This window comes from Pseudanabaena sp. PCC 7367 (assembly GCF_000317065.1).
GTDB lineage: Bacteria > Cyanobacteriota > Cyanobacteriia > Pseudanabaenales > Pseudanabaenaceae > Thalassoporum > Thalassoporum mexicanum.
Map to the genome: position 1 here is coordinate 1,583,729 of NC_019701.1, position 15,812 is coordinate 1,599,540.

Annotated in this window: 7 protein-coding genes; 2 read left to right on the plus strand and 5 right to left on the minus strand. The window is 46.1% G+C overall.

All coding sequences use genetic code 11. The features are described from left to right. Positions 1-64: 64 nt before the first annotated feature. The 3 genes from PSE7367_RS06160 to PSE7367_RS22380 form a co-directional block, all read right to left on the minus strand. Positions 65-2,134 (minus strand): sensor histidine kinase, encoded by a 2,070-nt coding sequence (locus PSE7367_RS06160; RefSeq protein ID WP_015164512.1) that lies wholly within the window; start codon positions 2,132-2,134, stop codon positions 65-67. 290 nt (positions 2,135-2,424) lie between these two features. Beyond that, positions 2,425-3,474 carry a pseudaminic acid synthase gene (gene pseI, locus PSE7367_RS06165; RefSeq protein ID WP_015164513.1) on the minus strand — a complete coding sequence of 350 codons (1,050 nt, stop codon included), beginning with the start codon at positions 3,472-3,474 and terminating at the stop codon, positions 2,425-2,427. A gap of 323 nt (positions 3,475-3,797) precedes the next feature. After that, positions 3,798-4,283, minus strand: coding sequence for a hypothetical protein (locus PSE7367_RS22380; RefSeq protein ID WP_015164514.1), 486 nt, complete (start codon positions 4,281-4,283; stop codon positions 3,798-3,800). An 840-nt stretch (positions 4,284-5,123) separates the two neighbouring features. Between PSE7367_RS22380 and PSE7367_RS06175 the strand changes: the two genes are divergently transcribed. After that, positions 5,124-5,927 carry an ABC transporter ATP-binding protein gene (locus PSE7367_RS06175; RefSeq protein ID WP_015164515.1) on the plus strand — a complete coding sequence of 268 codons (804 nt, stop codon included), beginning with the start codon at positions 5,124-5,126 and terminating at the stop codon, positions 5,925-5,927. A gap of 2 nt (positions 5,928-5,929) precedes the next feature. Continuing rightward, positions 5,930-7,183 carry an MlaD family protein gene (locus PSE7367_RS06180; RefSeq protein WP_015164516.1) on the plus strand — a complete coding sequence of 418 codons (1,254 nt, stop codon included), beginning with the start codon at positions 5,930-5,932 and terminating at the stop codon, positions 7,181-7,183. 107 nt (positions 7,184-7,290) lie between these two features. Here the strand turns inward: PSE7367_RS06180 and PSE7367_RS06185 are convergent, their stop codons facing one another. Together PSE7367_RS06185 and PSE7367_RS06190 are read right to left on the minus strand one after the other, a co-directional pair. Then, the gene (locus PSE7367_RS06185; protein WP_015164517.1) at positions 7,291-8,571 is read right to left on the minus strand and encodes a WD40 repeat domain-containing protein; all 1,281 of its coding nucleotides are present in this window, start codon (positions 8,569-8,571) and stop codon (positions 7,291-7,293) included. 334 nt (positions 8,572-8,905) lie between these two features. Next, positions 8,906-15,355 carry a hybrid sensor histidine kinase/response regulator gene (locus tag PSE7367_RS06190; RefSeq protein ID WP_015164518.1) on the minus strand — a complete coding sequence of 2,150 codons (6,450 nt, stop codon included), beginning with the start codon at positions 15,353-15,355 and terminating at the stop codon, positions 8,906-8,908. Positions 15,356-15,812: the final 457 nt, after the last annotated feature.

Consider the following 15,812-nt stretch of genomic DNA (forward strand, 5'->3'; position numbering starts at 1 on the left):
CAAACCTGCTGAGCAAATAACTTAAATTCCTGGCCTGGCAAGCTTGTAGCAGCAGTTACAGCCCCTAGGTCAGATTTTTAGGTAATACAATCTCGAAGGTAGTGCCCTGATTTAGCTTGCTTTGAATGTGAACATCGCCGTGGTGCAGACTAGTGATTTGCTCAACGATCGCCAACCCCAACCCTGCGCCTGGTGTACCGGATATGGTATCAGCATTAGTAGCCCGATAGAACTGCTCAAAAATCTTGGTTTGTTCAGCGGCAGGAATGCCAATGCCCTGGTCAGTGACTTTGATTACAACCTGATCATGGCGATCGATTAGCTCGAATAATATGCTGCTGTTGGTAGGCGAGTACCGAGCAGCATTGCTAAGTAGCTGGAAAGTTAGTTGCTTAATCAGTTCTGGATCAAGCCGGGCACAAATAGGATGCTGTCCTATAAACCGATATTCAACTTGATGATTCTGCTGGTTGCGCTGCCATTCAGCAATAATACTCTGGTAGATATCTTCTAGATTTAGTGGTACTGGCGAAAAATCGTACTCAGCTGATTCGGTGCGATTGATGGTTAGGGCATCTTCGATTACCCGGATGATGCGATTGACATTCTCTTTGATTTGGCTGAATTTACGCGATCGCCTGATTGCTGGTAATTGGTCATAGCGGTTTTCTAAGGCCTCGCTGAGCAGCATGATCAAGGAAAGCGGTGTGCGTAATTCATGGGAGATGGTAGAAATGAGCTGAGACTTAAGCTGGCTAATTTCTTTCTCTTTGGCCAGAGCCTGTTTTGCGATATGTTCAGCCTTTTTGCGTTCTTGGACTTCTATTTGCAGTTGAATCAGGGTATTTTCTAGCTCCTGCGATCGCTGGTGTGCCTGTTTGAGTAATTTGGCTTGTTGGAGGGCAATGCTAAATTGCTCAGCTATTTGATTGAGGAAGTTGATTTCTGATTGCTGCCATTGACGCGACCCAGAGTTTTGATAGGCTCCTAGCAATCCCCACAGCTTCTGGCCAGAGAAAATCGGCGCGATCGCATAGGCTCTGATCTGGAAATATTTCAGCATTCGGACATGGCATTCTGAATGATCTACGGTGTAGATATCAGCAACGGCAAAGGTTTCATGATTGGCATAGCGCCCCCCTTGGGTCTTTTGCAAATAGGAATCTTCCCACTTCGTGTTGATATTTTTCTTGTTGTTGATATTTTGGTGCACCAATGGCAACCAATCACGATCGACCGATTCGGCCACAAACTCACCGCTCCAATCGGGGTTAAAGCGATAAATCGCCACCCGATCGGCATTCAGCAATTGCCTGACTTCGTGGGTGGTGGTGGCAAAGATTTCCTCAACTTCCAGCGATCGGCGAATTTTATTAATCACAGTGGCGGCAGCTTTTTCCCGTGCCACTGCCTGGGCAACCGATAGCGAAAGGTATTGCGATTGTTGGTTCAGGCGCTCCATTGCCTCTGCCTGCTGTAGGGCTACGCTCAAATGAGCCGCAATTTGCTGCACAAACTCAATTTCCGTATCTTGCCACTGACGCGAAGCAGCGCAATGGTGGATACACAATAGCCCCCACAATTCATTACCCTGATGTAGCGGTACCACCAGGTTGGCTTTTACTTGAAACCGAGCCAAAATCTCAATATGACAATTTTTGAGTCCCAGCGCATATATATCAGCCGCAGCCCAAACTCTGCCCTGTTGATAATAATGAGCATAATTATGGCCGAAGCAATGATCATTAATTTCAGCGCCTAAGGCTGAATGATAGGGTGGTAGTACATCTTCAGCTACAAATCGACCGACATTATAGTTAGCGCCAGGATCGAAGCGATATATGGTTACCCGATCGACATTGAGTAGTTGTCTTACCTCGGTAGCAGTTGAATCAAAAATAGTCTGTAGTTCTAATGACTCTCTAATTTTGGTCACCACCGATAGGAGCGCCTTTTGTTGCAGGAGCTGAATTGGCACTGTAATTGGCCACGTAGTTGGCTCAATAATTGGCTTATTAGTTGGCTCTGTAGTTTCCTGGGGGGTAGGGTTGGCTATGGCTGCAAGTTGCGATCGTAATTTAGAAATTTCCTGCTGCAGCTTTTGGAAATCCTTGTCACTGGGGGCATTATTCATTGTGGCTCACACATATTTATTCACATAAATCACGCCTCTATTGATGGGAGGGTCATCAAAGAGCCAATGCACTGCCAGTCACAAATTGTTATCCTAATCCAGTGTAGATCAGTGATCAAATTTTTAGGGGAATTAATATCCTGATTGCAATGAATTGTTATGTATGAGCAATGTTGATCATTAAGCCGTCTTCTAATCTTCTACTTAACATAATTAGCTTTTAATGTAACAGCGATTAATACTTGCCTAAGATACCAGATACCAGATACCAGATGCCAAATGCCAATTAGCTAAATTAAATCCCAGTTCAAAGGCGTTCCTCTGGCGATATTACAAGCAGCGGTTTTACCAAGAAATTGATCTATGTGCTTTGGGGCCAGACCATAACCAGGGCGAATCGATCGAATATTTTGGGTAGTAAATGTTTCGCCAGCTTTGATGTCCTCAGTCACATAGAGCGATCGCCGAAAAACCCGCGAACCTTGTTCGGCTGCCAACGAGCCATAGACAACCTGGCCTAAAGCCTGCCAGGCGCGTTCACTTTCGCTCACCAATTGCTGCATTTCTGCTACTTCCAGCGAGAAAGCTGCATCAACGCCCCCGTCAGCTCTAGAGAGGGTGAAATGTTTTTCAATCAGGGTTGCGCCCAAGGCCACACTGGCCACCGCTACACCAATTCCCAGGGTATGATCGGAAAGCCCCACCTGTACACCGAAAAGTTCGCGCAGATGAGGAATTGTGAGCAGGTTTGAATTGGTAGGAAGGGAAGGATAGGTGCTGGTGCATTTAAGCAAAATCAAATCACGCCCGCCAGCATTGCGGAAGGCACAGACCATCTCATCCATTTCGGCGATCGTGGCCATGCCAGTTGAAATAATCGTTGGTTTACCAGTGCTGGCAACTTTCTGAATCAGGGCTAGATCGATATTCTCAAAAGAGGCGATCTTATAACAAGGCACGTTGATAGCTTCTAGAAAGTCAACGGCAGAAGGATCAAAGGGGCTACTAAAACCAATCATGCCCAATTCGCGGCAACGCTTGAAAATTGGTTCGTGCCATTCCCAGGGCGTATGGGCTTTTTGATAAAGCTGATAGAGGGAATTCCCTTGCCATAAACTCTGAGGATCATCAATCAAGAATTCACCGGTATCCAGATTAATCGTCATGGTATCGGCAGTATAGGTTTGCAGCTTCAGGGCATGGGCTCCCGACTTGGCCGCTGCCTCAACGATCGCCAAAGCTCGCTCTAGCGAATGATTATGATTGCCAGACATTTCCGCCACCACCAGGGGAGGATGTTGAGAGCCAATTTTATGGCCTTGGATCACGATTTCCTGCATATGCTCGGCACCTTACCAAATTTAATTAATACTGCGATCGATTGCGATCGATCAAACCACTATCTCATTCTCGCCGGGATAGCGTTACTCTATACCAGTAAGACTCTGCTCCTATATATATAGACGGTGGCTAATTCTGTGACGGTAGGCTCCGAGAATCATGATAAGTAATGATTACCGATTTGATTGTTTAGACACCTAGACACCTAGCTCTGGATTGCAATTCCTGATCGCTAAATTGCTCAAGTGGCAGATTATAGTTACTTTATAGTTACTTAGGATCGCAGGTGAAAATGTACCAACGGGCGATCGGCTCAAATATTTTAAATATAAAGCTTTTGATTTTGTCTGGCGGCAGTTTCCCAAACCAGTTTAGTTTTGCCTTCATGGCCATGAATATTTTGAATATCCTCATAACTGGGGTACCAAAAATCCGAGAAAGGACATACCAACCAGTTGAGAATACACCAGCCATTGCTGAATTCAATTCCCTCTGCCACAAAACCAGTACCACTCAGGCCATTTACGTCTTCAGTTCGCTCTAGGAAAAAAGTGCGTGGTGCTCGACGCTTAAATGGTAATTGGTCAATAAATACAATCTTGCGCTTACCATTCTGGCCATGAATTTTTTCTACGCCATCCAGGTCTGGGTGGCCACCATGCACAAAGGAACCGCTGAGCCAAATTAGCACCGTTCTTCCATTGGCTAATACTGCCCCTTCAGCGACAATGCCATGATTGAGGCTGGCTTGTAAATCAGGGTCACTATCAATTAGGTAAAAGGGTCTGATTTGTGCTCTACTCAACATTAACTATCTCTTATCAATTACGACTCGACTGGCTTAATCTTTGGCAAGAGCCATTGTCTGAACTTGATTGCGTCTCAAAGTTCCGATCGCCTAAATTCCAAAGTGAGCTAGAGTAATGAGATGATTGCCTGAGCTAATATATATCCTGATTCCCAGTCAGATGATTGACTGTTATATTAACTGTTTCGGCGCTACTTTGTTTCCCTATTGGCATTTTATAACTGCGTCGCTAGTTGATTTGGCCTGAATCAGGATATTTTGTGAGGCGTTGCACATTGGTGGGATGATTTAACAATTAAGCGATCGGTCAGACTGACATCATATACATATTTGATGTTTTTGCCGATGGCATTTTCATCCCTGGATTATGCAATCTCTTTTGTTAAGTATGCTTAATCTATCTTGACTTATATACTTTGACTCATATACTCACATTTTGTTGCACTGACAATTACTTGACTTTAATAGCTGTAATAACGGCTTAATTCTTATCGATAATTAGCTTATTGCGATCTGATTGCCAGTTAAAGCTTAACTTTCACCGAATCTTGGGCTGAGATGATTTCAGGGAGGCGCAGAGGTTAGAATCTCTGGATTTAAGCTTAATTAGTTGAGCTAATCTGCTCACTCAAACATGATTGGTAATTTGCATCCATGCTATACCTAAAGTTAAAGAGCATCAGGCTGAATCTTGAGCCGTAATCTGATACTTTTGGATTAGATATTTTACTTGTGGATTAAATATTTGCTTTTTAAATTTTATTTAATCATAACCAGATCACCTCAAAACTTGACCTGGATGAGTTTATTTCGATAATGTAGTTATTTTGGTTACTGGATATGGCTACAGCTAGCAAACCAAAGCCTCTCATAGAACTAAAGCAAATTTCCAAAAGCTTTGGTGCTTCTAATCTGGTACTAGATGGTGTTGACTTAGAATTCTATCCCGGTGAAGCAGTTGCGATCATTGGACCTTCGGGAACTGGCAAATCAACGATTCTGCGGATTGTAAGTGGCCTATTGGAGCCCGATCGCGGTGAAGTATTGATCAATGGTAAACCGTTGCGCGGTATTGCTGGCGAAGGCGGTGATATTCAAGTGGGGATGGTGTTTCAGCAAGCTGCCCTGTTTGACTCGCTCACTGTTGCGGAGAATGTGGGGTTTTCGCTGCTCGAACATTCCCATTTGCCCAGAAAGGAAGTGGCTGAAATTGTGGCCGATAAGCTGCGCCTGGTGGGGATGCCCAATGTTAGCGATCGCTATCCCAGTGAGCTATCCGGTGGGATGCGCAAGCGGGTTAGTTTTGCCAGGGCGATCGTCGAAGAACCCGATAGCAAGCAGAAGCAGAAAAAGATTTTATTATATGATGAGCCGACCGCAGGATTAGATCCAGTTGCCTCAACGGTGATTGAAGATCTGATTCGATCGCTACGTGCCTCACAATGTGATAGCTATATTATAGTTTCACACCAACACAGCACCATTCGCCGGACAGCCGATCGGATCGTGATGTTACATGGTGGTAAGGTAAAGTGGCAAGGCTCAGTAGATGAGATTGACACTACTGATAATCCCTACGTGCGGCAATTTTTTAGTGGTAGCAAGGATGGCCCAATTCAGATTGTTGTTGAGGAGAATTCTTGATCATGCGCAGTAGATTTTTCCGAGAAAGTACACTGGGTATTTTTATTCTGGTGGTCTTGGGAGCATTGGCTGGGGTTCTGCTCTGGCAAAGAGGACTCCGCCTTGGTGGTAGGGGTTTTTCATTCACGATCGAACTAGAAGATGCCAGTGGCCTGGATGTGGGCTCACCGCTGCGCTATCGTGGCATTCAGGTTGGTTCGGTCAAGGGCGTGGAAGCTGCTACGGGCAAAGTGCGGGTGAATGTGGAAGTAGATGATTCTGACCTGGCGATGCCAGTGGATTCAGTGATTGAAACCAATCAAAGTGGCTTTCTGGCCAGTACCGCGATCGATATTTTCCCGCAAACCGACCTTGATAGCGCTCCCGATCTCGATCCCCTGGCACAAGATTGCAACAGCGATCTAATTATTTGCCAAGGTAGCGTTGTGTTTGGTACTACAGGCGTTGATTTCACCAAACTGCTACGGGATAGCACCGAGGCGTTAGAGCGGTTTGGCGATGAAGAATTTTTAGGCAATTTGAATAGCACCCTGCTCAGCATTACGGCGGCGGCAGATGATATCGCGGCTCTGGCTCGCAGTGCCAATAACACGATCGTTGATTTTGATGTGCCGATCACCGAGTTCGCTGATTCAGCCGCAGCAATTACCAGGGCTGCCGATCAGGTTAGTTTGGCGGCGACTAGTGCCGATAGTTTGATTCTGGAAAATAAAGAACAACTAGCCCAAACCCTCGATAGCATTAGTGCAGCTTCAGAGGAAGCACAACGGTTGATCGCCAGTGCCCAGCCACTTTTGGATGATGGTCAGTTATCGGCAAACCTAAAGGAGCTATCCAGCAATGCGGCGCAAACGGCAGCTAATCTGCGGGAGCTATCGGATCAAATTAATGACCCGAATACAATCATTGCATTGCGTGAAACCCTCGATTCGGCTAGGGCTACCTTTGCCAACACGCAGAAAATTACCGCTGATTTGGATGAGCTAACTGGCGATCCGCGCTTCCGAGATAACATCCGTAGTCTGGTGGATGGCTTGAGTGGTTTGTTGTCTTCCGCTGAGGAGATTGAGTTGCTGCCGGCGACAATTTTGCCGGAGGAGCTGGAGTTGGATAATGTGGCCAAGCTGAAATCTGGGCTGAAGCTAGCTACGCCTGATGAAATAGATCAATTAACTGAGTTTGAAACTCAAAAAATCAATAACGATACGCCGGATACCAGCCAATCGCCAGCAATCAAATTAGATGAAGTGGAATAGACTCCTGTTTAAACCGATGAATAACTGAGCAGAATTTCTATATTTACACCTCATTATTTACACCTCATTAATAAATATTTTGGCGATCTATTTTGGCGATCGGCGGTCTACAACTTTGGTACACCCCAAATATTGATCAGATCGTCTTCACCACCACTGGCGATCGTCTGGCCATCTTTACTAATCGCAATTTTGTTAATCAGATCGCTATGGCCGCGCAGCGTGGTTAGTTCCTGGTAGGTTTCTAAATCCCACACCTTAATCATCTTATAGCTGGCGCTGACCAGGGTTTTGCCATCCTGGGCGATCGCCAAGGACTTCACCCAGCCTTTATGGCCATCCAGGGTTTTAATTTTTTCACCGGTCACCAAGTCCCACAGCATAATTCTGCTATCAAGGCTACCGCTGGCCAGGGTTTTGCCATCCGGAGTGATCGCAAAGGACAGCACCCGCGCCGAATGGCCAATGAATGTATGCAACAGGTCAAAGGTGTGTAAATCCCAGATTTTAATCGTGGTATCCCAACTACAACTAGCCACAAACCTACCGTCGGGGCTGAGCGCCACCGCATCCACCAGATTAGTATGACCACGCAAAATTTTAATGATCTGGCCTTGTCTGACATTCCAGATCTTGATTGTGGTGTCCTGACTACCGCTGATGATATGTTCACCATCGGGGGAGATCGCCACAGAGTTGACATAGCCGGTATGACCACTGAGGCATTTAATTTGATTGCCGTTGGCCAAATGCCAGATTCTGATTGTGCGATCGCGGCTGCCACTGACCAGAAACTTGCCGCCAGGACTGAGGGCGATCGCGGTCACCTTGGCGGTATGGCCGCGTAGAATTTGATGGCAGCGACCAGCAACTAAATCCCAGATCCGGATCGTGTGATCTTCACCGCAGCTAATGAGCTGATTGCCGTCTGGAGTGATCTCTAGATCGCTGATTGGTCGGTTATGGCCATTGAATTGATCAACACAGTCAAATAGATCATATTTGCGATATTCAGTCAAAGTAGCCTGAATCTCTGGCAAGAGTTGACTTTGATCGCAATTACTCAAAATCAATCGGGCAGCACGTTGTACCTTAATCGAGCGATCGCCCAGGGCTTGGCTAATTAACTCTAAACCTGGTTGGTCGTAGTTTAATGCTGCTTTGAGCGCATTGATCCGCTGCGCCACGATCGCACTGCCGAGGCGACTTTTGATCCCTTGCAGCCCACCCAAAATCACCCCTGTTTCGGGCAGGGGGGCTTGACCACCCAGAATTACGTCATGTTTACCTGGTTGGCTGGGCGATCGCTTGGGTTTACGGCTGGCCAGCTCAACTACATGTAACTCAAAATCCCCAAGCAATGATTCTGGCAATGATTTAGAGATCAAGGTTATCCCCAGTGCTTTAATTTCACTTTAAAAGTTCAAGCTAAATATGAATCAAATAACTCAAATTAAATTGATCATGCCAGGTATGCTGCTTCAACTCTAGTTCTTCTGGGCAGAGATTAATAGTGGTAGTCAACCAATCTTTTGCTTACAAAGATAAGGGATGAGGATATGAATATAGCAGCTTGAGTCTGATAGATCTTTGCAACCCTCTTCCTGATTGAGGATCGCCTGAGAACCCGCCTGCGACCTCAGTGCTTGTTTCTCCTTGAGCTAAGGCCAAAATAGCGATCGCCCATGACAAAATATCCAAAATAAGACTTTGGTAACAGCTTTATTGATTGTCCTGAGCAATTAACTTCTTCAACGTGTCCACCAGGGTTTTCTCTTGGTAGGGCTTAGTAAAATATTCCGTTGCGCCCAGGTTCATCGCCAATTGACGATGCTTATCTCCACTCCGCGAAGTCAGCATCACGATCGGCAACTGATCATAACCACGATCGGCACGTAGATTCGCCAATAGTCCATAGCCATCCAGACGTGGCATTTCAATGTCACTCACGATCGCATCAACCTTGAGCCCAGCCCGCAGCTTGCTCAAAGCATCTTCACCATCCTTGGCCTGTTCGGTGTGAAACCCTGCCCTACCCAGAGTCAATGCTAGATAGCGGCGCACATTCACCGAATCATCGATTACCAGCACAGCGGTGCGACTTGGTTTAGGAGTAGCTGGGGTGGGAGTCGTTTCCTGGGGTTGAGGTTGTGCTACTTGGCCTTGCTCTTGCTCTAAAGCAGGCATAATTTGCCGCTCATCGGCCGCTTCTGCCGCAACTTCGATTGGTTCCGGTTGCAGCCAATTGAGAATCTCTTGGGGGTTGAGTAGGGGCACTGCCTGACCACTGCCAGAAATAATACAACCGCTAAAGCACTTAGGCAGAGGAATATCGCTTTCCACATGGCGAATGCTGGCATCCTGTTCACCCCAGCAACAATCGACCGCGATCGCCACCATTTCCTGGCCAATTTGGCAAATCACCATCGCCGGAGCCTTGGCAAAGGGTTTGTCCTGGGCATGGCTATCATACAAACCGCGATTGAAGTGGAGATAATTATTTAGATCGATCGTGGCAATTGGTTCTGGGTGACCAGACCATTTAAACTGTTGTCGATCGGTTTCTGGGGTTTGGGTGTTTTGCCCTTGTGCATCTTCTGTGGGAGCAATCTCATTTCCCTCAGCTTCATTAGATTCGTTAGGTTCATTAATCTGAGTGAGCGTTGGTTGGGTTAAAACTAGCTGCTCTGGTTCATAGGGCACAATTTCTTTAATAATTGCTGTCGGCATCGCCATAAACATATTATTGGCTTCAATCAACAGGGTTTGCACCGAGGCCAGGGTATTAGTGAAGGTGATCGTAAAGGTGCTGCCCAGTCCTTCTTTGGTATCAGCTTTGATCTCAGCACCAATTTGCTTGAGGTTGGTGCGTACCACATCCATCCCCACACCGCGACCAGACAGAGAAGTTACCTTTTCGGCGGTACTAAAACCGGGTTCAAAAATAACCGTGAGTAGTTTTTCCTGGGGAATTTCATCTACTTGATCCCCATCCATATTTGCGGCGATCGCTGCCTGGCGGACTTTCTCACGGATTTTGTTGATATTAATGCCGCGCCCATCATCGCCGATCGTAATTGTGGTGGTATTGTTCTCGCTGACTGCCCTAATGAATATTTTGCCCGTATCTGGCTTGTTGTAATGAATGCGGGTGCGCCGATCTTCAATGCCGTGGTCAAAACAGTTGCGCACAAGATGATTGAGTGGATCGGTGAGTGCCTCTAGGATCGCCCGATCGATCAGCAGATCGCCCCCTTCGACTTCTAATTCCACCTGCTTACCATGTTGCAATGAAAGACTGCGCAACATGCGTGGGAATCTGCTTACAATATCCGAAAGCGGCCGCATCCGTGCCTGAATGATTTTAGTTTGTAGTTGTTTAAACGACCTGCCCAGATCGCTGGCTCCTTGTTCTGCCTCTGCCAAACTGAGATTAATATCTTCTTTAACTTCTTCCAGCTTCACGATCGTCTCGATGATGCTGGCCACCAGGGTATGCAGTTCCCCATAGCGATCCATTTCTAAGCGATCGAATTCTGCGGTATAGTTTTCTGCATCGTTGGATTCTGCTTCTAAATCAGCACCGCTATCATTAGCTTGACCTATTTCACTTGCTTGCGCTAATTGCTCTGCTTGATCAAGGCTGAAATTAGCTGCCGGGCGGTCTAGGTCTAATAGGACTGACGGTGTATTGCTGCTCTCATGTCTATTATTGATTAAACTGAGCTTGTCATAGAGGGCATGGACAGATACATCAGATTCATCCAGTTCTTGAATCCGTTGGGATAAGACCGCATATAGTTCGCGCAGGCGACGCAATTGTGATTCCAGGATATTGCGCTCAACCGTAATTTGATCGGATAGATCATTCATCTCCTCCAATCGACTGATCGGTAGGCGGATGCTGGTTTCTTTGAGATAAACCGATACCAATTCAGTTTTTGATTCCAGTTTGGATTGCAAGATTGCCGCCGCATTTTCGCCGTCCTTACTGGCATCTAGATCCTCAAATAGATCGAGGAGAGTGTCGGCCACCAATGAGGATTCTGGCGATTCAGAAGCAGTGGTCGGGCTGTCTTCTTCGCTTTCATTCACATAGGCAGAGAAAAAGTCAGTGCGCTTATGCTTGGGCTTGGTTGATGCTGAAGTTGATGGCGAAGCTGCTGCTGTGATTTCTGGTGGCCGATCGGCTGACTCCAAATCATCCCCATCATGATCATCATCCGGGGCAGCGATCGCATTGTTGGTTAAATCATCTAGATTATCACTATCATCGGTGGCAGAATCTGATTCAGTGGTGGTGGGAACGTCAATCAAACCTGTTTCAGATCGCGCGGCACGATCGGTTGATTCGTCTGGATTAGCTAGATCTAACAAGTTGTTTGATTCCGGCCAATCTAAGGGTGAGTCATCTAGATCGATCGATAAGTCCAAATCCTCAGCATCAATCCCCTGCCATTGCTCGCCATCGCTATCTATAGCTAGATCATTATCTAGAGCATCGATATCTAGAGCATCGATCGCCTCACTGGCGGTAATATTGGTGGCGCTGGACGCTAGATTAGGCTCAAGATTGCCGAATAAATCCTCCTCTGCCCAGGATTGGCTGGCTGGCTCAGGGATGTCCTGACGATCTGTACGATCTGTCTCTGTTACGGCGATAGAATCAGGAGCATTGGGATTAGGTTTAGATTGCTTGGCCTGATTAACTTCATTGCCAACATTAGCAAAGGCATCGCCAAACAGGTCATCGATCGTGTCGATCGCCGCTGGTGCTTCAGAAGCAGTGATATCTACAGGATTGGTACTAACTTGTGAATTAACCTGTGATTCTAGCGGTAATATATTTTCTGGCTCAGGATTGCTCTCTGTCTGTGCATCATTCGAGTCGATCGGCTCACCAAATAGATTTTCAATTGTGTCGAGTGACTCAACCTCGTTTTCGGTTTCAGGATTAAGTTGATCGAATAGATCTAGAATGCTTTCCTCTTCTAGGACACTTTGGCGCTCAACGCTACTTAATTTAATATCATCAGCATCATTAATATCATTAGCATCAGTATTAGTATCAACATCTGCTAACGCTTCCTGCGATCGCTGCGGATAATTCTGGGGCAAACTTAGCTCACTGGCATCCGCGATATCGATCGGTGCGGCAGATCTATTTGTTGCTGCGGCTAGGTCAGAGCTTTCATCACCCATTTGCTCCAAATCTGCCCAAAGAGCATCGGCTTCAGTAACCGAATCTTCGTTATCAATATCTAAACTTGCAGTGCTTGCATTGCTGGATTGGCTAGACTGTGGCTGACGGGGTAGTAATAATGTATCGCTTTCATCTTCTTCAGTCTCATCTTTTAAAGCTTCATCACTCACATTTGGCTCAGGAATATTAGAATCTGCAACCAAAAGTGATTCATCTGTTAATTCCGGTAATTCTGGCTCGGTTGAGATAGGTGGAGTAGTGGGAGTAGCTGGGGTAACGGAAGCCAGTGGATTGGCCGTAAAAACAGTGGTTTGTTTGCTGGTGGCAAATGGATTAGTTGGCTTGCGGCGGTAGCGATCTTTTTGCTTGCCAGCGATCGCTAGGGCTGCTTCTCGTCCCAGGATGATTGTGTCATCATCTTCGTCTATCTCATCGGTCTCATTCGGATCTATCGGATCTGTTATATTTCCGTTTGTTTGCCCTACCGCATTGGTTGATGCCCTGGCTTGTAGTTGTTGAGAATTGGTGCTGGTGTTAGCGGCGGTAGTTGCAGCCGGAAGGGTATATTTACCAGTGGTCTGGCGGATGATTTTTTCAGCATAGAGTGGCCGATCGCTCAATTCAAAGGGAGATCTGAGATCTGCGCCATAGCCAATCTCTGCCCGATCGAAGCGATTATTTGGTGCAAATGCGGCCACCGGTGTGTCAATTGCATAATCAGGTGCGATCGCAAAAACTAGGGCATCATCGCTGTCGTCTGGAGATATTTGATTCAGCTCTGTTGGGCTGATTTGATTGAGATCCTCCAATTCATCTGCTTCTGGATTGGTATTAAATCCTGCAAATAAATCATCGGCGGTGATAATATTTTGGCTTTGATCTGGGCTTTGATCTGGGCGATTATTTCGATCATAATCTGGCTCAAAATCTAAATCATTAGCATTAGCAGCAGCCTGATTCGTGCGTCGCGCCGCAATAGTTTCACGATCGGAATCTGCCCAATCGGCCAGTCCGGCTAGTGGATTGAGGTCGCTGCTACGATCGGCATTACTTCGATTTTCTGGTTCTTGCTCTAATAAATTAGCTGGTAAATTAGCTGGCTCTGGTGACGATGATGTAGTTGCTGCGGCTTGATCGCGGTTCGGAGTTGACTCGATCGCTATTTGATCGCTTTGATTTTGATTGGTAGGTTCGGGATCGGCTTGAAGTGGAATTTCCGCCACCAAGTCAGCCAGGGTATCGGGGATGTCTGTATGTGGTGGTAGTTCAATAGGATCAGTGGATGCTTTGATAGCTTGATCTGCAATTGCATTGCTGCTTTCTTCCTCTGGCAGATTGAGATCAGGCTCTGGGTTAGTTTCTGTTAATGCTGTGGCGTTAGTTGCACTAGTTGAAATATTTGAAATACCACTGGTTTGCTCAGGTTCCGGGGCTTCAGGCTCGCTCTGATCCGCTGCTGCGTTTACCTGACTGCGATCGCCTTGGTCAATCGATGGGTAAGCGTTATCGTTAGTTTGCCCGATTTGCTCAATTTGCTCAATTTGCTCAATTGGCGCTACCTCAAAATCTGTTACTGCTGCTGTCGGTGGCACGGGATCAACGGTTGGCTCGATCGCAATTTGATTATCTAAATCATCTTTTATGTCATCACTGTGATCATTTGTGTTATCGGCATCAGCCGTAGTTAGATCGCCGCTCGCATCTCCAAATTCTGGTAATTCGATCGTCGCTGAGTCGCTAGGGTCATAATTATCAAAAGTTGCAATCTCATCTTCGCCCCCTGGATCAGAACTTAAATCAACCTGGTCTGCATCATGCTTATTATTAATATCATTGTCAACAGCGATCGCTGGTAAGTCTGTGTCCTGGTTGGGTGAGCCAGCAGCAATGTCCGTAAGACTAGTCAGATTGCCACTTTGATATTCTTGATTGTCCTGATTGAGCAATTCTTCCAATTCAGCAAAATCAGCTAAATCACCTAATTTATCTAATTTATCGGAGCGATCAAGCGCATCAAAACCATCGCTCTCTTCAACAGCAACAGAATCTGCCTCTTGCTCGGCATCAAAATTGGCAGCGGCATCCAGGTCATTAATATCCTGAATATCCTGAATATCTTGAATATTTTGGGCTTCAGGATCAAAATCAGCTTCCACCTCAGCCGCATTGTCGGCATTATGCAGCGCTTCCTTGAGGCTGCTAGGTAATTCTAGTTCGCCAGGCATGGCATTGGTGTTACCGGTCAGTACCAACGCTTGCGATCGCCGCCAGGTGGATAAAGTAGTGCTAGCCAACTGGGGTATTCGATCGACTGGGATGGTATTCGCTAGATCGATTACCTGTTCGCAAAGCCGATTAAATTTGGGTAATTCCAGGATTTCGGCTAAAGCTGCCAGATCTTCGGCGGTGCTTTTCAAGCTTTCTGCCAATTCAGGATTAGACTGATGCTGCTCTAGTTGTTGCTCCAGATTGGTTAAGTATTCCTCCACCTCCGACTCAAACATTAAGCCAACCACATCGGCTTCATCATCTTCTTCTTCCACCACTTCGCTGTCGGCTGTCACTACCGCAACATATGCTTCTAGTTCATGTAGAATTGGCGCGGCATGATCATCAAACCACTGTTGATCGCAATTTTTCCCCTGGCGATATAGCAAGACGATCTCGCTAAGAATATCCACACTGATCAACAGGAGCCGCTCCATATTTTCATCTATGGTGGGGCTATGGGATTTTAATAACTTAAAGGTGTCTTCCAGTTGATGAGCGCAGTGACTGAGGATGTCATACTGCATCATTGCCGATGCGCCCTTGAGCGAATGGGCAGAACGTAGCACCCCATCAATCTTGGTGCGGAAGTCGTCTAAATTGCGATCGAGATTAACTAAACCATCGGCGATCGCATCAATATATTCCTGAGCTTCCTCAAGAAATAGGCGGCGAACTTCAAGTTCCTCATCGTGGGTCATGATTCTATGGCAAATTGGTGAGCAGACTGCTTAGCTGGTGTAGGTCGATCTAGCAGATCTAAGACAGAGTGCGTCGCACAATGGCTTTTACCTTATTAATTGTCTAAATTGGCTTAATAATATTTTATCGATTGGTGAAAATTGATTTTGCCTACATTTGGATATTTTGGATATTATTGATTGACCAGGAAAATTAGGAGAGGGTGCTACTTTGATCGAGTAGATCCTTTTTCTATATTGCGAAAAATCTATTGGCTAGGTTTAACTTTGTGTGATTATTGCGAAAATATAGCACACAGTCCCTGGCAGGAATTGAATCCCCCATCAACTATCAAAAACCTCAGGTATCAATTAAATATCAATAACATCAAGTTTAGATTGCCATCAAGCTGCCAGTTTTGTTTGAATTATGTTTCCCCATTCATGGTTTGTTTGATCTTAACTGCAATCAATCGAT

Coding starts and splice junctions, on each gene's coding strand:
- PSE7367_RS06180 (WP_015164516.1), top strand. CDS start 5,930: ATGCGCAGTAGATTTTTCCGAGAAAGTACACTGGGTATTTTTATTCTG.
- pseI (WP_015164513.1), bottom strand. CDS start 3,474: ATGCAGGAAATCGTGATCCAAGGCCATAAAATTGGCTCTCAACATCCT.
- PSE7367_RS06190 (WP_015164518.1), bottom strand. CDS start 15,355: ATGACCCACGATGAGGAACTTGAAGTTCGCCGCCTATTTCTTGAGGAA.
- PSE7367_RS22380 (WP_015164514.1), bottom strand. CDS start 4,283: ATGTTGAGTAGAGCACAAATCAGACCCTTTTACCTAATTGATAGTGAC.
- PSE7367_RS06160 (WP_015164512.1), bottom strand. CDS start 2,134: ATGAATAATGCCCCCAGTGACAAGGATTTCCAAAAGCTGCAGCAGGAA.
- PSE7367_RS06175 (WP_015164515.1), top strand. CDS start 5,124: ATGGCTACAGCTAGCAAACCAAAGCCTCTCATAGAACTAAAGCAAATT.